At 51.1% G+C, this 20,772-nt stretch carries 19 protein-coding genes; 15 read left to right on the top strand and 4 right to left on the bottom strand.

Annotated elements, in window-relative coordinates:
• Positions 1–211 precede the first annotated feature (211 nt).
• From HMPREF1534_RS02305 to HMPREF1534_RS02295, 3 genes are all read right to left on the bottom strand, one after another.
• A complete protein-coding gene (locus tag HMPREF1534_RS02305) occupies positions 212–5,185 on the bottom strand; it encodes an N-6 DNA methylase (RefSeq protein WP_005944238.1) in 4,974 nt (1,657 codons plus the stop codon).
• A gap of 588 nt (positions 5,186–5,773) precedes the next feature.
• Entirely contained in the window at positions 5,774–6,406 is a 633-nt protein-coding gene (locus HMPREF1534_RS02300; protein WP_004301315.1) for a hypothetical protein, read from the bottom strand.
• Between the two features lie 57 nt (positions 6,407–6,463).
• Positions 6,464–6,688 (bottom strand): DUF7688 family protein, encoded by a 225-nt coding sequence (locus HMPREF1534_RS02295; RefSeq protein ID WP_004301314.1) that lies wholly within the window; start codon positions 6,686–6,688, stop codon positions 6,464–6,466.
• A gap of 480 nt (positions 6,689–7,168) precedes the next feature.
• On the opposite strand from HMPREF1534_RS02295, the gene HMPREF1534_RS02290 reads away from it, so the two are divergent.
• Genes HMPREF1534_RS02290 through cobO form a run of 4 tightly spaced genes read left to right on the top strand, consistent with a single transcriptional unit; the run spans position 7,169 to position 10,244 of the window.
• On the top strand, positions 7,169–7,891 hold the full coding sequence (locus tag HMPREF1534_RS02290; protein ID WP_004301310.1) for a DUF6577 family protein: 723 nt from the start codon (positions 7,169–7,171) through the stop codon (positions 7,889–7,891).
• Positions 7,888–8,961 carry a nucleotidyl transferase AbiEii/AbiGii toxin family protein gene (locus HMPREF1534_RS02285; RefSeq protein ID WP_005944240.1) on the top strand — a complete coding sequence of 358 codons (1,074 nt, stop codon included), beginning with the start codon at positions 7,888–7,890 and terminating at the stop codon, positions 8,959–8,961. The genes HMPREF1534_RS02290 and HMPREF1534_RS02285 overlap by 4 nt, the downstream gene beginning before the upstream one ends.
• Positions 8,962–8,978: 17 nt before the next feature.
• Positions 8,979–9,692 carry a Dph6-related ATP pyrophosphatase gene (locus tag HMPREF1534_RS02280; RefSeq protein ID WP_032931883.1) on the top strand — a complete coding sequence of 238 codons (714 nt, stop codon included), beginning with the start codon at positions 8,979–8,981 and terminating at the stop codon, positions 9,690–9,692.
• A 33-nt stretch (positions 9,693–9,725) separates the two neighbouring features.
• Positions 9,726–10,244 (top strand): cob(I)yrinic acid a,c-diamide adenosyltransferase, encoded by a 519-nt coding sequence (gene cobO / locus HMPREF1534_RS02275; RefSeq protein WP_004301307.1) that lies wholly within the window; start codon positions 9,726–9,728, stop codon positions 10,242–10,244.
• A gap of 148 nt (positions 10,245–10,392) precedes the next feature.
• Here cobO and HMPREF1534_RS02270 read toward each other — a convergent pair whose 3' ends face one another.
• Complete coding sequence (locus HMPREF1534_RS02270) at positions 10,393–11,046, bottom strand: M23 family metallopeptidase (protein ID WP_005944242.1); 654 nt, start codon at positions 11,044–11,046, stop codon at positions 10,393–10,395.
• Positions 11,047–11,265: 219 nt separating this feature from the next.
• On the opposite strand from HMPREF1534_RS02270, the gene HMPREF1534_RS02265 reads away from it, so the two are divergent.
• The 11 genes from HMPREF1534_RS02265 to HMPREF1534_RS02220 are packed head-to-tail and all read left to right on the top strand — an operon-like array spanning position 11,266 to position 20,763.
• On the top strand, positions 11,266–12,024 hold the full coding sequence (locus HMPREF1534_RS02265; RefSeq protein ID WP_004320528.1) for a DUF4099 domain-containing protein: 759 nt from the start codon (positions 11,266–11,268) through the stop codon (positions 12,022–12,024).
• 18 nt (positions 12,025–12,042) lie between these two features.
• Positions 12,043–12,267: a hypothetical protein gene (locus tag HMPREF1534_RS02260; RefSeq protein ID WP_004320530.1), complete on the top strand. Its 225-nt coding sequence runs from the start codon at positions 12,043–12,045 to the stop codon at positions 12,265–12,267.
• A 16-nt stretch (positions 12,268–12,283) separates the two neighbouring features.
• The gene (locus tag HMPREF1534_RS02255) at positions 12,284–13,861 is read left to right on the top strand and encodes a hypothetical protein (RefSeq protein ID WP_004320531.1); all 1,578 of its coding nucleotides are present in this window, start codon (positions 12,284–12,286) and stop codon (positions 13,859–13,861) included.
• Positions 13,862–13,864: 3 nt separating this feature from the next.
• Positions 13,865–15,253: a toprim domain-containing protein gene (locus tag HMPREF1534_RS02250; RefSeq protein WP_004320533.1), complete on the top strand. Its 1,389-nt coding sequence runs from the start codon at positions 13,865–13,867 to the stop codon at positions 15,251–15,253.
• On the top strand, positions 15,250–15,747 hold the full coding sequence (locus tag HMPREF1534_RS02245; protein ID WP_004320535.1) for a PH domain-containing protein: 498 nt from the start codon (positions 15,250–15,252) through the stop codon (positions 15,745–15,747). The genes HMPREF1534_RS02250 and HMPREF1534_RS02245 overlap by 4 nt, the downstream gene beginning before the upstream one ends.
• Positions 15,728–16,417 carry a hypothetical protein gene (locus tag HMPREF1534_RS02240; RefSeq protein WP_005944244.1) on the top strand — a complete coding sequence of 230 codons (690 nt, stop codon included), beginning with the start codon at positions 15,728–15,730 and terminating at the stop codon, positions 16,415–16,417. The genes HMPREF1534_RS02245 and HMPREF1534_RS02240 overlap by 20 nt, the downstream gene beginning before the upstream one ends.
• Before the next feature lie 14 nt (positions 16,418–16,431).
• Positions 16,432–17,115, top strand: a complete 684-nt coding sequence (locus HMPREF1534_RS02235; RefSeq protein WP_005944246.1) for a hypothetical protein — start codon at positions 16,432–16,434, stop codon at positions 17,113–17,115.
• A 13-nt stretch (positions 17,116–17,128) separates the two neighbouring features.
• Positions 17,129–17,794 (top strand): hypothetical protein, encoded by a 666-nt coding sequence (locus tag HMPREF1534_RS02230; protein WP_004320541.1) that lies wholly within the window; start codon positions 17,129–17,131, stop codon positions 17,792–17,794.
• A gap of 25 nt (positions 17,795–17,819) precedes the next feature.
• On the top strand, positions 17,820–18,650 hold the full coding sequence (locus HMPREF1534_RS02225; protein ID WP_004320543.1) for a M23 family metallopeptidase: 831 nt from the start codon (positions 17,820–17,822) through the stop codon (positions 18,648–18,650).
• A gap of 23 nt (positions 18,651–18,673) precedes the next feature.
• A complete protein-coding gene (locus HMPREF1534_RS0119315) occupies positions 18,674–18,955 on the top strand; it encodes a hypothetical protein (protein ID WP_004301295.1) in 282 nt (93 codons plus the stop codon).
• An 8-nt stretch (positions 18,956–18,963) separates the two neighbouring features.
• Complete coding sequence (locus tag HMPREF1534_RS02220) at positions 18,964–20,763, top strand: hypothetical protein (RefSeq protein ID WP_005944248.1); 1,800 nt, start codon at positions 18,964–18,966, stop codon at positions 20,761–20,763.
• Positions 20,764–20,772 lie beyond the last annotated feature (9 nt).

The raw sequence follows: 20,772 nt of genomic DNA on the forward strand, positions 1-20,772 counted from the left end.
CTATCCTTTGCAACGGGAGATTTCCTGATATCCTACTTTACTAACATTAGTATGTACTACATTTAGTATCGACTGTATAGCAGTGAAGTAAAGCCTATTTGGGAGGTGTATATAAATGGATATTGCCGCCATCAGATCGGAGTACAAGAAAAATCCCCCTGTCGAGTTATCGCAACCGAACAGAGGGAAAAGGTTAAGATATGATTATGGTTTAAGCGGCCTTAGTAGTAGGTTCGTATTCGGCAGCCGTTGTTTCGGATGGAGTTAGAGAGCGTTCCGCATCCTTGAGACTTTCGTCAATCTTCCGCTGCAGCTCCTTGCACTCCAGTTTGAGTTTTACCAATTCATCGGCTTTGCTCCACTGGCGGCCAACGATGTCCTGCAATATGGGGATTTCGCTTTCAATCCGCTCCACCGTCTTTTGTTGCTTCTCAATAAGTGAGGGCAATTTGTTTAGTGTAGCCTGCGGATATTGAGCAGATTCCACGAAGCCAAGCGGTAACGCACCTGTCAGTCCACAACGGTATTTAAGCCCGCTTGTCCCCTCGACAAAGAACGTGTTTCGGTCAAATGTACCGTTTATGCTGTACTCGCTGCGTACCAGCAAATTCAGCCCTGTAAACGTGCCAATCGTACCATACGCTCCGCTACGGTAGGTTTTGGCGATGCGGTGTAATTCCCGGCCTGTTTCCTCGGCTGTAGCTTGTGGCAGGTTGAGAAGTTGTGTTACTTTTGTCCCCTCGTAAGAGTTGAAGTATTCCCAATCCTTGATGAAACCGGCCTTTGTACGCTGTGTCTTTGCCATATCTTCCTGTCCGGCGGTTATTTTCCGCTCGGCACGGATGCGTTCTTTCTTGAAAATGGTCTGTTCCTTTTCCAACTGCATAATCTTGTTGTCGAGTTTTGCCTTGTTCAGCAAATCGGTGTTGCCGGAAAGGATTGCCACGAACTCGGCGAAGTTCATGCCGTTGTCCTCGTCCATGCCGCCCTCGTCGATACGGCGCACGGCGATTGTGCCGTTATTGATTTGGTTGATGAACATCTGCTTGTTTTTCAGCAAATTGAATTTGTAGGCATCAAGTGTCTTTTCCGTGCCGTAAATCACCACATCCACCACGTTGCCGCCCCACAGTTTCACGGTGTTGCCCTTGCGTACCGCCCTGCCGTTGCGCTGCTCCATGTCAGCCGGTCGCCAGGGAATCTCCAAATGATGCACCGCTACAGCCCTCTGCTGGGCGTTCACCCCTGTTCCTAACATGGTGGTGCTGCCGAAAAGCACACGCACCTTGCCGTTGTTCATGTCCTCGAACAGGCGTTTTCTTGCCCTTTCGGTGGTAGCACACTGGATAAACTGCACTTCATCGGTCGGAATACCGAGGTTCACCAACTTTTCTTTGATGTCGGTATATACGTTCCACTCATTCGGCTTGTATGTGCCGAGGTCGCTGAACACGAACTGCGTACCCCGGTTTTCATTTGAGCGCATATAATATTCATAGATTGTTCTTGCACAGATTGAAGCCTTGTTTTCGGCATCGTCGCTGAACTTGTCGCCCAACAAACGCATATCGAGAGCCATTTTTCGTGCCACATTGGTAGCTACCAACATTTTTGCCTTGTCGAGATTGTCGGGTTCGGGCGTATCAAGTCCCAAATCCTCCCACTGTCCGCTGTGTGCAAAGGAAACCAAACGGCCTATCATTTCCTCCTGCTGGATAGTGGGCGCATGAGAAAGAAAGCGCACATTTTTATCCGGTACATCGAGGTTTATCATGTCGGCGGTGCGGTAGTCGGTAATCTCACGCAGGAACATTGCCAGTTCCGGCACTTTGATGTAGGTGCGGAAACGCTCTTTACGCTTGATTGCACCTGTCACGTTCAGTTCATAATCGGCTGTTTTCTGCGTAAATATCGCCGCCCACGCATCGAAGCAAGAAATCTGCTGACGTTGCAATTCTCTTGGTCTAAGGTACTTAAACATCACATACAGTTCGGTCAGGGCGTTCACAACCACCGTGCCCGAAAGGAATGTTGCGCCGAGGTCACGTCCTGTCCGGTGCTGAATGTCACGGATGGCAAACAGCAGGTTCATCGCCCTTTGCGAGCCTTTGGTATTGCCGATACCGGCAACCCTCGTGTGGCGTGTCTGAAATATTAAGTTCTTGAAAATGTGGCATTCATCGACAAATATGTGGTCTATGCCCATCGAGTGAAAGTCCACCGCATCGTCTTTCCGCTCGTTGATTTTCATTTTCAATTCCTTAAGTTTGGCTGCGAGGTTCTGTTTGCGCTTCTCCAGACCGTCCTGCATCTTTCCGCTGCGGTAGCGCATGGTGGATTGTTCCAAGACTTCCAAATTGCGCTCCACATCGGCCAGTTCTTCGGTGAATATATCTATCATGGTCTGTTCCGATTGCGGTATCTTGGCGAACTGGTCGTGTGTCAGAATGATGCAGTCCCAGTTGTTGTTCTTGATTTTCGAGAATACCTCTTTGCGGTTAGCAGGAGTGAAATCCTCTTTGCCCGGATAAAGCACCTTTGCCGAGGGGTAAGCCTTGCGGAACGTGTCGGCTATTTCGTGAACATTGGCTTTCAAGCCGATAATGAGCGGTTTCTGCACCAATCCGAGGCGTTTCATTTCGTAAGCGGAAACGCACATTATCATCGTCTTGCCCGTGCCTACCTCGTGCCAGCAGATACCGCCGCCGTTCTGCTTAATCATCCAAATGGCATCTTTCTGTGAGGGATAGAGGCTGTCATACGGAAAATTCTCGAAAGAGAGCTGCGGGAAGGTCTGTGCCGAGCCGTCATAATGCGGACGGACATAGCAGTTAAACCGCTCGTTGTACACCCTTACCAATTCGTCCCTTACCTCTATCGGCTGACAGTCGAGCCACTGGTTGAAACGGTTTCTTATCTCCTGTATCTTGGTGGCCGCTTCCTGTATGGCTTCCTCGTCCGGCACTCGTACCGCTTCGCCGTTCCGCTCTATCTCTTTGGTTATTTCGGGAACGGTGTCCTGCAGGGCGTGTACGAACAAATCCTCTCCGTTGTAATTCTTTACGGAATAGGTGTTATAGACTACAGGGGAATATCCTTGTAGCCGCACTAAATAGGTGTCGTTCACGTCAAAATACATCACATCGGTTTCCGTTCCGAAAAGTTCTGTGGCAAAATCGGCGTACAGCTTCGTGTCAATCCAACGCTCGCCCATGTTGATGTCGAGTTCCTCGTAGGGTATCGCTTCGGGTATGGCTTCCTCCAATGCCTTTACAGCGGTTTCCGTCCAGTCCTTTTCCTTGCCTGTGAGATCGGGAAGATAAGAGCCTGTTTCCTTGCTTTTGGCGATGACGTTTCCGGCTATGAACTTGCCTTTGTGTTCCCATTCTCCGGTGGCAGGGTTATAGAATATCTCGCCTTTGAGGTCGTCGATAACCTCGTCCTCGTCCTTGCCTGTGGTCTGCATCAGATAGTCCATATCCACACAGCCGTAAAAGTTAAGGCAGCTTGCCAACGCTTCGCCCGGTGTCAGTTGCACGGTCGTGTCTATCTTCTTGAACGCTACAGGCTCACGCATGATGTCGGATTTGAATATGTCGCCCTTGACCTGCATTTCAATCGTGAACACTTCCACGCCGAGGCTGTCAAGCATGATAAACTCCTTGTTGTCATTAGAGTGGAAAAAGCCCCATTTGGCGACAAAAGCATCATAGCAAGCGTTCAGCCGTTCACGCAAATGCGGCTGTTCCGTCTGTTCCTCCTGCTCTTTGATTGCAAGTTCAAAATATGCCTTGCGGATAGAGAAATAGTCGTTAGCCCTCTCCGTGTTCACCTTGCCCTCGTCCACCGGGACAAAATCGGTGGCCGTCTCTTGGTATAGTTCGGATTTGCGGTATCGGATAATGCCCACCTGCCCCTCAAACAGTACCATTGCACCCTCTTTCATCCACGCTTCCGGCTCGTCCGTATAGGCTCGTCTGCCTTTTGGTGGCTGCTTAACGGCCACACTGCCGAAAAGGGACATTTGCGTGTGTATGCCGTCCTGTCCCTCACTTGTGAAAAGGCTTTTGCGGAAATAGCGGCCAAAGTCGAGTTTGAGCAATGCGGCGAGATACTGCGACATGGCGTTTTCATCACCCTGCCACTGGTATTTGCGTACATACTTGCCGTACTGGTTCATCGCAATGCGGCTGCCTGTGGCGAGGGTGGTTTTCGGTAATGTGAAAAGTTTGTTGGCGTATTCGGTCATTGCGCCTGTCGTGTCTGCCTTTTCCCTGCCGACCTGTAAAAAGAGCTGTTCCCTCTGCGAGAGTGCCGCCTTGTGAGTATGCTTTTGGAAGATCAGTAAATCGCTGCCTACCTCGATGCCGCTTGTGTACATGAAAAGCGTGTCGGGCATACGGATAGCACTAATCAAATCGGCATGGTTCACAAGGTATTCACGCACGAATTTGTTGCTTGGTGTATCGGCCACACCTCTTGATGTGACGAAAGCCAGCAGGCCGCCCTCGTTCAAAAGCTCCAAAGCCTTGACAAAAAAGTAATTGTGTATGGTCTTGGTAGCCTGCTCGTATATGCCGCCTTTCTTCCAGAGTTCCGCATCGAACACACGGAAGTTACCGAAAGGGATGTTGGAGGCTATGACATCGAATTTCGTATGTTCAAAACCCTGTTCGTCTATCGTTTCAAACCCGGCTGTCCGTGTAACCGTGTTGTCATTCAGCAGGGAGAGTATCAGACCCGAAACCGGGTCTTTTTCAATGGCATAGCCGCAGGTGTCGGACATGGCTACCGGGAGGAAACCGCCAATGCCTGCACTCGGTTCGAGGAATGAGCGCATTTGCAGCTCATTGTCCTTGAATGTGGCGTGTATCTGCTTTGCGACTACATCAATAAGGAATTTCGGGGTGTAGAACGCTGTCAGGACAGAGGCTTTCATGGCTTCCGTGAAATAGGGATAGGTGTCGATAAGTTCCTGCAACCGCCTTATCGGTTCTTCCATGTCGCCACTTACAGGCTTGTCTGTGCCGATGTTCAGCACTTCTTTGATACCGCCAAACCCCGAATATTGGGATAAGGTTTCTTTTTCCTCTGGTGTGGCTTGTCTGCCTTGAATGTGGATTTGTAACGCTGTCTTTATCGCTTCCACGTTTGCCACCAATGATTTCAATTTGTTGTAACTCATATTTAACCTTTCTTTTTATTTCCCTCTGTTCGGTCTGTTTGCGACCGCCGGGAAGATTTTTCTGCTTTCGGAAGGTGGCGAGGGACAATCGGACAAGGCTGAACCGGAAAAATACGCTCGACAGAGGGAGAGGAAGATTTTTGCGTGTCACTCGCGGCGGCACGTCGGCATTGGCAAGATTGGCACGGTCGGTTACCTTTGCGGAAAATTCTATCCCGTAGGTCGCACGGCAGCGGACTTGGGTTTAATGGGAATCCGTTAGAAAAGGAAAGATTATGGGTAAAAGAGTGAAGCGGTCAGCCGGGACGGACTTTCCGACGGACTGTCTTGGGACTACAGAGGGCAGGATTTATCCCGCCCCCTGTAATGCCAAGTCTGTCCGTGTCCGTCCTTTTGCAAAAAGGGGCTTCACACACTTTATGTAACATGTTACACAAAATGCGTGAGGTTGCTTGAAGCAAACTGGCCGCAGGATGTAAGGCTATAAGAGGGAGAACAGGAGTTTTATAAAAGGTCGTTGGTCGATCGGAACAACAAACCGTACCGAGACTTTGCCCGATACGGTCTTGTCGTTGCCCTGCATATAACTCAGTCTATGTCATAGCCTATCATGTATTCATCGTTGATAAGCAGATAATAGTAGCCGTTGCCACAATTCCGGTACTCTTTGCTGAATCCTGCCGCCATATCGCCATTTTCGCGTGGCTCGCACCACAGCGTACCGTCATAGCCGCAAAAGTCGAAGCGTCCGGTGGAAAACTTTTCACCTTGCTTCAGTGCCGTTCTGAAACGAGCCATATCCCAACTGCCGCAATACTTCTCGATGGTGGCAAGTCCGATACACTTGCCGTCGATGCGTGTGCCGGTCGTGATGCGGTTCTCGTAGAGGGATTTATCCAAATCGGCATTAGCGATTTTGCGAAGCCAATCATTCGTATGCGTGGCAAGCCGGGCAAGTTTCTGGTATTTCAAGACCAGTTTCTTTTCTATGTCCGCTGCATCTTCGGGAGAGGATGACGGATAGTATATCTTCTCAATGCTTGCCCAATCTGTGAAGATGTACCCGCTTTTGCGTTTTCCGAGTGCGATAATGCCGATGACGTTTTCGTTGCGGTTGATAAACAGCCGTCTGCGTTTTCCTGCAATCCTTACATATAAGGATGTAGGATTTTGTTCGTTGCGTAGATAGGCTTCTGCCGGATGAATTGTTGTTGTTTCCATATCTGTATAAATTTGTATAAATTTTGATTTTTGCTGTTCCTATTTTGGTTTACCTGTTCAAAGTTCCGGGATTGTGCCGTTCTTATATAGAACACCGTTCCGATAATGGGACACGATACCCGGCTTAAGTCCCATTTCCTCAAAGGCTATATGCCTGATATAGTCCTTGTATTCTTTGCCAATGAAATTCTTTCCACAAAGGTTGTTGAAAATCATAGGGACGGAAAAACCGTCTTCGCTCGACAATATCACTCTGCCGTCTTGTCTAATTTCTTCTACCATACTTGTTTACTTTTAATTGGTTGAACTATCATGCTGATTTTTATTTTTCCCTGCTTTCGTTTGCCGTGCAGGTTTGTTTTCAGCTTTTTGAGGCAGCCAGAGGATGAAGCTGTGGCATCATAAGCCAAACCCGGATAGAAAACCGACCGTGCAACAGTCTGTTTTCGTCATCCGAATGCAATGCGGCTTGGCGATTATGCGCTTCGTCCTACATTCGCCGACGAAAAGAGTAAAGAATGACCTGCCGATAAACGAGATGTGACAACAATAAAACAGGAAAATACGATTTGGTAAATTGTCATTGTACAATATTGAACAATCACTAAATATCGGCACAATTTTAATTTAGTGCCGATATTTAGTAGATGATGACAAAAGGTTATTTACATATAGATTGTTTTAAATAAATACAAATTTTCGGCACTATTCAGAAATAGTGCCGAAAATTTGCTATATTTGCAGGCAAAAACAGGATATAATATGAGTAACAAAACAACGACATCCATACTTGAATACGCTGAAGTACACCGTGATTTCAGCATGGATGACTTGTTTGCCTATCTTCACGAAAAGGTTGGCATAAGCAAGTCTTCCTTGTCATGGTATCTGTTCAAGCTCGTGAATGAAAATGCATTGGTCAGAACCGGACGCGGAATGTATGCTAAAGTCATGAAACAGTCCTTTGTTCCTAAACTCATAGGTGAAGTAAGAGAAATTTACGATTCGTTGCTGGTCAATTTCCCATTTGCGAAGTTCTGCGTCTATCAGGGGGATATTATCGCAACCTTGCAGCATCACCTTTCTTCCAACCGTGTTGTCTATGTGGAAACAGACAGGGATTCGGCAGAAACGGTTTTCAACTTTTTGAAAGACGGGAACCGTGACGTCTATCTGCGACCGGACAAAGATATGATTTACCGATATGTAGATATGGACAGCCGTGTCTTTTTTGTGAAAAATTTGGTCTCGGAAGCTCCTTTGCAGAAAGTATCAGATGTACCGATGCCTACACTGGAAAAGCTGTTGGTGGATATATTGAGGGATGCGGATTTCTTCTACCTACAAGGCAGTGAAAGCGAGCATATCTTTGAAAATGCCTTTAATCTGTACGCTGTCAATCGAAATCGGCTATTCAGGTATGCCGGCAGACGTAAGGCAAAAGAAGAAATATTGTCCATATTAGAAAATCTGAACATAAAATGATAAAGAAGGAGTGTTTTACGGCAGAATGGATCGAACAGGTTTCATCCGAATTGCACTATAATGATAAAAATCTGATAGAGAAAGTAATCCGTGCCCTGTCCCTGCTTGAAATGCTGGTTAAAGCCGGGTGTCCACTGGTTTTTAAGGGAGGAACGGCACTTATGCTCATACTTGGGAAATCTGCTCATCGTCTGTCAATCGACATTGATCTTATCTGTCCCCCTGGAACCAACATTGAAGACTATCTGAAATCATTTGCCGATTTCGGCTTCATCAATCTGGAACTTGTGGAACGCAAGCAACGGGATGATGCGGATATTCCCAAGAGCCATTCCAAGTTTTTCTATCAGATTGCATACCGAAATGACACCGATGCACAATCCTATATCCTGCTGGATGTACTCTACGAGGACATTCATTATTTCCGTACCCAACAAATAGCTATCAACTGCCCGTTCATACGGTTGGAAGGAAAACCATTGATGGTAACAGTCCCGTCCGCAGAAGATATTTTGGGCGATAAACTGACGGCTTTCGCTCCCAACACAACTGGAATACCTTATTACAAGAATGGAAGGTCCTGTTCGATGGAGATAGCCAAACAGCTTTATGATGTGGGGCGGCTGTTTGAAAATGTTTCAGACCTGCAGATTACCAAAGAAGCGTTCCGTAAGATTGCGGTGGTCGAACTTTCATACCGGTCTTTCGGAACGGACATAGGGCAAGTTTTCAATGACATCCGCCAAACGGCACTTTGTATCTCCACACGGGGAAAAGCCGGAGAAGGAGACTTCGACCTGATACAAGACGGAATCATCCGTGTCAAATCATTCATGTACAAGCAGCGTTATCTGATAGACCATGCCATTATTGATGCAGCAAGAGCGGCTTATTTAGCCACGTTAATTGAAAAGGGAATCAATGAAATAGAATCTTATTCCAACAACCCTGCCGATATAAAGGATATGGTCATCCGACCTTCGCTGCCCAACAAACTGAATAAGCTGAGAAGCAACCTACCGGAAGCCTACTACTATTGGGCAAAAACGAGTGAGTTATTGGAAGCATGAAGTTTTACGAACATCGAATGGAAAAGATAAAAGCCGTATTCAACTGGAGCGGGGGAAAAGACTCCGCGCATGCCCTTTGGCGAGCTCGTCAATCGGAGCTATACGACATCGTTGCCCTGCTCACCACAATCAATCGTGACTCGCAACGCTCCAGCATGCACGGTATCCCACTCCCCTTGCTTCAGGCACAAGCAGACAGTATAGGTATTCCCCTGCATATCGTGAATCTCACACCCCAGGGGAACCTTGAAAATTACGCAGAGGCCATGACTTGCGCAGCCCTACATTTCAAGGAGCAAGGAGTAACCCATTTTATTTTCGGGGATATTTACTTGCACGATGTCCGTGCCTACAGGGAGCGACAACTCGCACCACTCGGAATAGAGGTTGTGGAGCCGTTATGGGGAGTAGTCTCCTCGGAAATCGTCATGCAGCAATACCTCGCTTCCGGACTGAAGACGGTCATCGTGACCACGCAAGCCGATGGCTTGGGAATGGATGCCATCGGTCGCGAGGTAGATGCCGACTTTATTGCCTCTCTCCCCAAGGAAATGGATCACAACGGAGAAAACGGAGAATACCACACGTTCTGCTACGACGGACCGATATTCTCCTCACCCGTACTTTTCCGACTGGGAACTCCCTTTAGCCAAAGTTATGACATCCGGCTTGAGGATGGCACGATTCAAACCTATACTTATTGTTTTGCCCATCTTTCCGCCGAACCATAACACGGATTACATTTGCAATCATAAATCAACAATATGGAAAACAAAGGATATATACATGTCTATACTGGCAACGGGAAAGGAAAGACAACGGCCGCATTTGGGCTTGCCATTCGAGTTTTGTGTGCCGGAGGAAGCGTCTTCATCGGACAATTCGTAAAGAACATGAAATATAATGAAACCAAGATCGAACATCTGTTTAACAACGTCCGCATCCAGCAATTCGGTCGGGGGTGCTTTATTGAAAAGAAGCCGGCACAAGAAGATATTGACGCAGCTTATGCGGGATTGGAAAGCTGCAAACAAATTCTCGCTTCGGGAGAGTATAATCTGGTCGTGCTCGATGAACTAACCATTGCCCTGTATTACGAGTTGCTTTCTATTGAGGAGGTATTGACGGCGATTTCTCGACGACATTCCGGGACAGAGTTGGTAATCACGGGACGGTACGCTCCGGCAGAATTGATCGACATAGCCGACTTGGTCACGGAGATGCGAGAAGTCAAACATTATTACACGGAAGGCGTCCTCTCCCGCAACGGGATAGACCGTTAGAGTCCGATCTCCCTACTCGGTCTTGGTTTCACAATCATTCAAATAAAAAATTACGATAAGTTCCAAAATGAAAAGTTCCCTGTTTTAATCGAAAACCACATCACCTAATGACACTCTTTTCGATTAGCGTTTGGCGACATAAACACTCTTACAACAGTCTGCTCAAAGCTGAAATGCACTCCTGCTGTGTAGTCCGGATGTAATCGAAAACGACCGACGGATCGACACTCTTGCCATTTAGCTTGCAGGTTATGTGCAAGTGCTCGCCTGTACTTCGTCCGGTCGAGCCGGTAATACCGACGGCATCACGGGGACGGACTACCGTACCCTTGGCGGTCAGCACCCGTGAAAGGTGGCAATAGCTGACGGTGTAATTTCCGTGCCGCAGGGTCACATACTTGCCGGACGTCTTGTCCTGTCCCACTTTGACGACCACCCCCTCCATCATGGCCAATACCTGCTCGCCCCGTGCGTGCAGGTCGATACCGCCGTGAAACTTCCTCTTTCCGGTAAACGGGTCTTTCCGGTAGCCGTATGGTGATGTAATTCTGATGCGCTGCAATGGATAAGACACACTGAGATAACGGTCAATCCACAACTTCTTACTTTCATCGGCAGGTTTTGTCGAAGTCTCCTGTACAGGAGCCATGCTTTCGGGTGTCGGCTCCGGCTTTTTCATACCCTCCTGCAAGGCTTCTACCTTGTATCTTTCTGGTGTCTTGGCAATCGTGTTGAACTGCGCCTGAGCGGGCATCGTGCAGAATGAAACACCCGATATTGCTATCAGTAAAATTTTTCTCATTCGGCAAAGTTATAACGGGAGTTTTCATGTCGGAAACAAACTACCGTCATTTCTTGTATTGGTTTGATATTTTGCGTCTATTAGTACGATTTTGATTAGATAATTGTACTAATGAAGATAAAAACAGCATATTACAACCATTTATATAGCTGTATTTTTGTCCGTCATAATAAGATGTCTCTATCTTTGTATAGTACAATTTTATAATATGAATATAGTATGAAAAAAGTTCAGATTGAATTTGATGAATTACCCTTTTCGACACTGGAACGATTCGGTCTTACAAGGGAAATGATCGAGGACTTGCCGATGCGTGTGTTGGAAGACATCTGCAACGGCCGGCATTCTCCCGTGCTTCCCGTGCGTGTCACTGACGAGCATGGCGGGCAAATCGAGAGCCGCAGCCGCTTTGCCTTTATCCGCATGGACGACGGTCAGGTGGATGTGGTGTTCTATCCGGCACTGAAATCCTCTCCACTGGAGCGGTATGACGAAGCACAGCAGAAACAGTTGCTCGACGGCAAGGCGATTGTCGCCGATGTGGAAATGTCGGACGGACGGAGCAGCAAGGCTTTCGTACAGATTGACGCCGAGACGAAACAGGTGATGTATGTCCCCACGCCCATCATCGCACGCAACCTGAAAGTGCTGGCCGAGGTCATGCGCCTCGGTACGGTGGAGGTAAACGGGATGCAGCACGGCGAGCCGCTGACGGTAGTCGTGGGCGGCGAGCCTGCCACAGTGGGCATCGACCTTCATGCCAAGACCGGCATCCGCATCTGTTCGGGCGACGCGCAGCAATGGCGCAACCAACCCAAGCGAGAGTGGGACAAATACACCTTCGGGTGCTACGGCTGCTGGGTCATGGACGATGACGGTAACCTTGACTACGTTTCGGAGGAAGACTACACCGAAGAGCTGTGGAACGAACAGAAGAAGAGCGGCGAGCGCAATCGTGCGACAGCTCTCCATAAGTAAAACATCAATCCGTACATTATGGCACAGAACGAATATTATCCCGAAGACGTACTTGTCGGGAAGATGCAGAGCGGCGAATACGGCTGGCTCGATTACGTCAATCATTTCTCCGCCGACTGGCAGGAGGAATACGCCCGTTACTGCGAGGAAAAAGGGCTTGCAGTCGGCAACGAATCCGCCGCCGAGTTCGTCCGCTTCAAGGACGAACAGTTGGAGGCAGCAATGGAAAGCGGAGACGCATAACGAAAACAATCAGACTATGGCGATACGAACGAATACCAATCCCCGGCAGATGGACTTGCAGCCCGAAATGCGCGATATGCTGATGCGCAACGGGCTTCAAGCCCATGTTGCACTTGACGATGCAGGGTATCGGCTGATCGTGCAGGGACATGACTCGCCCCTGCTGGTCTATCCGATCACCGAACGTCAGATGTTGGCACTCACGGACTGGGGAACGAACACTGCCAACAAGAAGGCCTACAACGTGCTGACGAGCATCGTGGGCAAGGACTTCTATATGCCCAAGAACTTCGTCCATGCCCGCAATGCCAACGGTCGTGTGGCTATGGGGCTGCACGGCTACCGCATCGTCATCGGCGAGTACGGGCGCATGGGGCGTATGGGAATGCCCCCGCCGTTCCTTGGCTGGACACCTCGCAACCAGTTGGGCTTCCACCTTCGCAGGGTCGGCGGCCAACTGTTCTTTCCGGGGCCGTCCATCGTACCCGAACGCCCCGACGGGCGCATGAAGCCCGGCGAACTGCAATCAGGCGGTTACGGCTTCTATTACAAGGGGCATCAACAGGAGCAGCCCGTACAGCAACGGGATGTGCTGCAGGACTTGCAGGCGGCTATCACGCCGATGGTCAGCCGTCCACGCAGCAAGGAACCGGCACGGCCGTACAAGGAGCTTATAGCCTCTCCGGTCTATTTCTCCAACGAGAAATGGGCGGAGTGCCTTGCCTCGCACGGTCTTGTCGTGGATGCGGAAAAGCAGACGCTGACCGTGCAGTCGGAAAGCGTCCAAGCCGATATGGTCTATGACCTGACGGAAGAGGAAGTGAGGACACTGGTTGCCGCACCCATCGAGGAGCAGCCCGTAGAGAAACGTCTGGAACTGCTGAACGGCATTATCGGGGCTGACTTTTCCGACAAAGTGACGATGGAGGCTCTCAACAGCGATCAACGCATCGCTATCGGTCTGCATCCCGAAGTACAGCAGGATTTGAAACAACGCCAACGGCAGGAGCAAGAGGCTTTTATGCCAGTGAAAACCTCGCTGCAACAGCAAGAGGAATCCGTACAGGGAAATATCGGTGCGGTAGTGGACGGGCGTGACCTCCAGTTTTTGAATGAAAACAAGGGATGGTATCGGGAAGAGAAACACGGGCGGGAAGTCGAAGTGAGCCAGATAGCCGTTCAACCGGCACAGACCGAGGGGAAATACAGGATGACCGCCGTTATCGACGGTCAGGCTATCAGCCATGAGATAACCCAACGGGACTACGACAAGTTCCTTGCTGTGGATGACTATCACCGGATGAAGCTCTTTTCCAAGATTTTCAGCGAAGTGGACATGAAAACACGCCCGGAAGCACAGCGGGGTCTCGGCACGAAAATCTTTGCCGCCCTCACCGCAGGTACGGTAGTCGCGGCGGGTGTCGCACACGGCATCCACCATCACTGCCATGCCCCGGAGTTCTACGGCGAGTGTTTCGGCGGTCCGCCACGCCCGTACTTCAAGCCGGGTGTCGATACGCCGAGGGATGTGGCCATCCGTTGTTTCGAGGCAGAGATGAACCGTGAAATCAATGATATGAGAATGGGGAGGTAAACCATGAGAGAGGGCGAACTGACTTATGACGATTTTCTGCGCAGGCTGAACATTCAGGACGTGCTTATCGACGCGGGCTATCACCTGAACCGGCGTGACGGCCTGCGCTATCCCTCGTATGTCCGGTTGGACAGCGAGGGGCGGCGCATCCGCAACGACAAGTTCATTGTCACGCAGCAAGGGAAATGCTGTTTCAAACCGCAACAGCAGAAGTCGTATAACATCATTTCCTTTATCAAGGAGCATCCGCATTTTTTTGCGGAATACCATGCCGGTGTGTCTCCCGACCGACTGGTAAACCTTGTCTGCAACCGGTTGCTGAACCATCCCGTCGCTGACCGGGATACCCGGATTATCCAGCCTAAACGGGATGTGAAGCCGTTTGACATGGCGGATTACGACATTCACCAGTTCAATCCGCAGGATCGGGCGACACAAAAGAAGTTCTATCCGTTCTTCAAGCATCGGGGCATCGACCTTTACACGCAATACGCCTTCCACCGGAACTTTTGTCTGGCGACGAAACACCGTGAGGACGGCATGAAATACACCAACCTCGCCTTTCCGCTGACCGTTCCGAAAGATACGGGACAGGTTGTCGGTCTGGAAGAGCGAGGGCGCCCTCGCATGGATGGCAGCGGCAGTTATAAAGGGAAGGCGGAAGGGAGCAATTCGAGCCAAGGGCTATGGATTGCCAGCCCAGCCAAAACTACGCTTACCGAAGCCAAGCATATCTACTGGTTCGAGAGTGCATACGACGCGATGGCCTATTACCAGCTTCATCAGGCCAACGACAAGGATTTGCGGAAAGCGGTCTTCATATCTACCGGCGGTAACCCGACGGTGGAACAGATGCGGGGTGTCCTCACGCTCTCGCTTCCTGCCAAGCAACACATCTGTTTCGATACCGACCTTGCGGGAATCGAGTTTGCCAAGAACCTGCAACAGGAGATGTACCGGGCTGTCCGTTCCACCATCGAGGAGACACCGGAGCGGAAGCCTTATCTGGATTCCGTCGCTGACGGCAAGAACCTCGATGAAGGAGACATAGACCTGCTGCCCGACGCTTTGCGGTCGAGCTACGGGAAATATGAATCCGCATGGGAAGAAGCCATGTCGATGCGTTCGAGCGGCCTGTGCCATCCGGACGACATACGGGAACAGACGGATATCATGAACGGAAATTACAAGGAGTTCCGTGAAGGATTGCGGGAGTTCCTCGGTCTGGACAAGGCGAATGACGCCTCTTTTGTCCGTGAACAGCCTACCTATCCCAACAAGGACTGGAACGAACAGCTTTTGGCCGGGCAGAAACAGGAAGAGACGGTCGATGAGACACAGGCGAGAGAACAGTCACCGGAAGAGGAACAACAAACACACTTTCGCCGATGATGACCGATGCACCCACAGGACATTTCCAAAGCATCGTGCTGCAACCGCACGCCGGACAGTTCGTCATCGACGAGCTGCCCGCAATCGTATTGTGCTGTGCAGCATGGGTGTACGGTGGCATGGAGGGACTGCCTCTGACAGCTCTTGCCGTATCGGTTGCCGCATTGCTTTCTTTGGCATTGCTGTACCGTTTCATCTATCTGCGCCGGACACGCTACCACATCGGTAGCGAGCAGCTTATCAGCAGGCATGGGGTGCTGTCCCGGAAGACGGACTACATGGAACAATATCGTATCGTGGACTTTGTGGAACACCAAAGCCTCATGCAGCAGCTTTGCGGCCTAAAGACGGTACGCATCTTCTCGATGGACAGGAATACACCCCGGCTTGATTTGGTAGGCATCAGACACAACTTCGATGTGGTAACGCTTATCCGGGAACGGGTCGAGTATAACAAACGAAAAAAGGGAATATATGAAATCACGAATCATTAGTCTGGTCATTTTTGCCCTCTGCCTGATGCCACACTGGGCAAAAGCCCAAATCACGGCGTCCAATCCGTTGGAATGGATGGCGTTGGCCGAGGGCAACGAGGTTATCAATGACCAAATAGAGAAACAGATAAATGGTCAGACGAAGACAGCTATGCTGCAGAACAGCATCGCCGCCGAGTTTAACCGCATCCACAAATGGGAGAAGCAGTACAACAGTTATCTCAAGACGGTAAGCGGCTACGCTTCATCGCTGAAAGCCTGCACCCATCTCTACAACGACGGCGTGAGAATCTTTCTCACGTTAGGGAAATTGGGCAACGCCATCCGAAACAACCCGCAGGGCATCATCGCCTCCATGAGCATGAACAATCTGTATATCGAGACGGCAACGGAACTGGTATCGGTCTTCACGCTCCTGAATGACGCAGTGGCCAAGGGCGGCAAAGAGAATATGCTCACGGGTGCGGAACGCAGCAAGACCTTGTGGGCGTTGAACGACAAACTTTCGGTTTTCAGCCGGAAGCTACACCTGCTCTACCTGAGCATACGATACTATACCCTCAATGACGTGTGGAACAATGTGACGGCCGGGATGCTCGACCGCAACAATGGGGAGGCGGCACGGATGGCCATGACCCGTTGGCGCAGGGCTGCCGTCCTCGCACGATAAAAACGGAACTGACAATGAAACGGACGATTTGGATAGGCATCTTATTGTTGTGCATCGGTATCGGCAAGGTTCGGGCGCAAAACGACCCCGTGCTTGCCGGAATGATCCTGCTCTATACCGACAAGGCGGAAAAGGAGCTGAAGAACCAGGAGAAAGTCATGCTGATGCAGACCACCGGACACCTGTGGACGAAAGAGGAAGTGAAAGCCACGACCGACCTGCAACGGGAGTTCAACAACTATTTGGACTCTTTCCGGTCGATAATCTGCTACGCAGCGCAGATATACGGTTTTTACCACGAAATATCAAGGCTGACGGACAATATGGGAGACTTTACCAGACAGGTAAGCCGCAATAGTCCCAACGCGCTGGCCGTTGCTCTCTCCACGCAACGGAACCGCATTTACCGGGAACTGATTATGAACAGCGTGGAGATTGTGAATGACATCCGCATGGCGTGCCTGTCAGACAACAAAATGACGGAGAAGGAGCGCATGGAAATCGTATTTGGCATCCGTCCGAAGCTCAAGATGATGAACAAGAAACTGCAACGGCTGACCAAGGCGGTGAAATACACGACGATGGGCGACATCTGGCGTGAAATCGACGAGGGGGCACGCCCGGCAGCCGACAAACGGGATATCGTGGAAGCCGCCAAAAGACGCTGGCGGCAGATAGGAAGAAATGTAAGACCTTAAAAACAGACAACGTATGGGCGTTTGGAGTACACTATTGAAATATGGCGGCAAGGCCATGAAAGGTGTCGGTACGGCTACAGCGACTACCGGCAAAAGTATGGGTAAGGCAGTGCTGCACCCTTCGCAGACCTTGCGTGGCGCGGGTCAGGCCGTCAAGACGGCGACCATCGGCGGTGCGGTCGGTTATGTGGGCTGGGAGAAGCTGACCACCGACAAAAGCGTGGTGCGTATCGTGAGCGATGCGGTCATCGGCGAACCGGCAACGAATACCCTCGCGGAGACGGCGGACGGAGTGCGTGAACTGACGGGCAAGGCCGGGGAAGCCGTCAGTTCGGTCAGCGGTGCGGTAACCGGCATCGACAACAAGCTGAACGGTGTGTCGAACTTTTTGCGCCAAGCCTCCGGTGGCGGAGGCCTTGATATGTTCGGCAACTTTTTCCGTAACCTCGGCAGCGGCAACGTGTCGGGGCTGAGTATTGCCGGGCTGGTTGCGGCGGCGTTCCTCATATTCGGACGCTTCGGCTGGCTGGGCAAGATTGCCGGCGCATTCCTCGGCATGATGCTCATCGGCAACAATGCGGGTGTCTTCCGAACGCCGGAGACAGAAAACGTGCAGCGCACCCGGACGCCCGAACTTCCGGCAGAGGAACAGACGCATGGCGGAGGGATGAGAAGATAGGGATATGAATCAATAGGTAAACAGCATGAAATATACAGAAGAAATGATCCTGCAATCCGATAGCGGTTATTGTATGCCTTTCGAGGAACAGCAGGGCAAAGACGTGGAGCTGTCGCTCGGCTACGGCGAACAGACCGACCCGGCGACGGGCGAGAAATTCTTTCATCACGGCATTGACTTCAACGTGCGGTGCTATATGCTTTCTGCCCTCGCCAGCGGCATTGTGTCGGGCGTGGGCAACGATTCCGGACACGGCATCTGCCAGACCATCCGCTACGGGGAGTATGAGGTGACATACGGAAATCTGTCCAATGTCTTCGCTCAATTCGGACAGCGTGTAAAGGCCGGACAGACGGTAGCTTTGAGCGGTGACAAACTGCACATGACCGTCCGCTTCAAGGGCGAGGAACTGAACCCGTTGGAATTCTTGACAATGCTGTACGGGAATATCCAGGCAATGCGTCAGGCCGGCGGACACGAGACAGACTATTTATCCGGCTTGGAGATGGAACTGAAAACCGATTATGAACGGGACAAAAGGGAGATAGAGGAACTGATGCTGCACTTCCTGCCGCACTATATGGAGGATTTGCGGCATGGAGCATACACCTTGCCCCGGAATACGGAGCAGTCGCTACGCCACATCTTCACGGTGGGTGCGATGAAGGAGTATTTCTACGAGAATATGCCGAGCATGGCCAATCCGCTCGGACTGGGACACAAGGCCATGCCGCTGGCCTGCAAGGTGCAGAACCTCCTTATTGCGGATTTCCTGCATTACCTCGCCCTGCGGCATGATGTGTACCTCTCCACTGCGAGCAGCGACATAAAAAAAAACTCCATGACGAAGCCCTGACCTATGGCGGCATCATAGACCCGTTGGCGGAACTGGACATCGACATACAGAGCTTCGACATACCGAGGCTTGTCACGGTCTATCCCGACCGGGCGGGTGTGCGCTGGTGGACCAAGGCATGGTTCAACAATCGGGAAGAGGGCGAGACATCCGTCGAAATCGAACGGGAGCAGGCGATACGGTTCATGCAGGACAACATCGAAAAGGACGCATGGCTGGAAGAGTTCTTTCCCCGGCAGATGGAGGTTTACCACAACGCCATCGAGCAGACGAAAGAACAGCTATTGAAACAGATAAATATATAATACACAACATGGATGGAATCAGACATAGCCGGCAATTCGCGGAAATAGAACGTCTTGTGAGCGATTATTTCCATTGCCACCTTGCGCCCGTCATGTCGAAGACACAGGCTTACCTCACGAAGAAACAGGGCGAGGAAATGAGGGAGTATTCCACCTCTTTGGGCGGCATACTCAGCGCGATGGCGTCTGCGGCACAGCCGATGGGCGACCCGTACCAGGTACTCAAGGTCACGGGCGAATGGAACTCGAAGACAACGGAGGACTATATCGGAATGTGCAAGGCGGAGATTACCGGCTCCAAAGAGATACAGCAAGACCTCGCATACATGGCCGGGCAATGGCGCGATACTGTCGTGCAGGAAATCGGGCGCAAGCGTTACGATGAACTGTCGGAACAATTAGGCGGCGACCTTGCCTATGCCTATATGGACTACCGGGTGGAGGAACTGATGATCGACCGGCTGGTCAAGGAGCGTATGCCGAAATCGTCAGCCGACTACATCATCCGCAAAGCCGCAGAATCAAGCCTGCTTGGACTTTCGCAGACCTTCAACCGCTCGCCGCTTGCTGTGGAAATCGAGGCACGGGGCGAAGCCGCCTACCGTCCGAAAGGATGGGAAAAAGGCGCGGGTCGGGTACTGGGCGCAACGGCAGATACCGTGATGATGGGAGGCGTGGGTTCGTGGGCAACACTGGCGAAGTTTGTCGGGGCGGACGTGGCTATCTCGGCAGTCGCCTCACGCTTCGAGCCTGAAAAGTCGCCCAAGCTCTCTGTGGAGCAATGTATCAGCAAAGGGGTGTTCGGCAGCGAACGGAACGTATTTACGGACTTCCGCAAGGAGGCTGCAACGGTACAGACGGGTGACAGTGCGCTCATCGTGGCCGCCAACGAGCGGTTGAAGAAGAAAATACCGGTGATGGATTTCAGTTTCCCGAAGTGGATGCAGACACCAAAGTTTACCCCTTTCCAAATGCCAGAAATACCCGGACACCCTGAAAAGAAGAATGAACGTGCCGAACGGTACAAGGATGTGCCGCTGGTCGTCGCTCCCGGACAGGAAGAAGCCTATTTGAAGCATTTGGAGAAATATAAGAATGCAACGGCTGTAACTGCCAAAAAGGAATCAACGCAGCCGGAGACGGAACAGAGGGAAAAAGTGGAGAAAGAGGAACGGCAGGTGGTTATTCCACGTGAGGAAGAAAAGCAAGAGAGAGAGGCTGTGCAGACCAACACGAACGGATGGAGCGGATTGCTCAGTACGTTGGGATTAGAGGGATTGGGCGATATCACGGGCAACCTCGGATATGTCATGGCCATGCTGCCCGACATCCTGTTGGGGGCTTTTACCGGCAAGACACAATCGTTGCGCTTTGGGGACAACCTGCTGCCGATAGCGAGTATTGTGGCCGGTCTGTTCGTGCGTAACCCGCTGCTGAAGATGCTCCTTGTCGGTCTGGGCGGCGCAAACCTGCTGAACAAGGCGGGACACGAGGCTTTGGGGCGACCCATGCCGTCCGCTGCCGAACAGACGGAGAACCAGTACCGCCGTTATCCCGATGAACCGCTCAATCCCCGTATTGTGAACCCGGTACTGCAAGGCAGTACGCTCATCGCCACGATAGACCGTGTGCCTTGTACCATCCAGCTCACGCCGACCGTCGCGGAGGCTTACCGTGCAGGGGCATTGCCGCTGAACACGCTGGCGAACGCCGTGCTTGCCAAGAGCGACCAGTTGCGCCATATCGCTTCGCAGAATTACGATGACGGACAGCGGGAAACGGTCGTGCGTACACGGGGCATCCAATAATTCCATGAA

The sequence above is a fragment of the Phocaeicola massiliensis B84634 = Timone 84634 = DSM 17679 = JCM 13223 genome, from assembly GCF_000382445.1.
Lineage (GTDB): Bacteria > Bacteroidota > Bacteroidia > Bacteroidales > Bacteroidaceae > Phocaeicola > Phocaeicola massiliensis.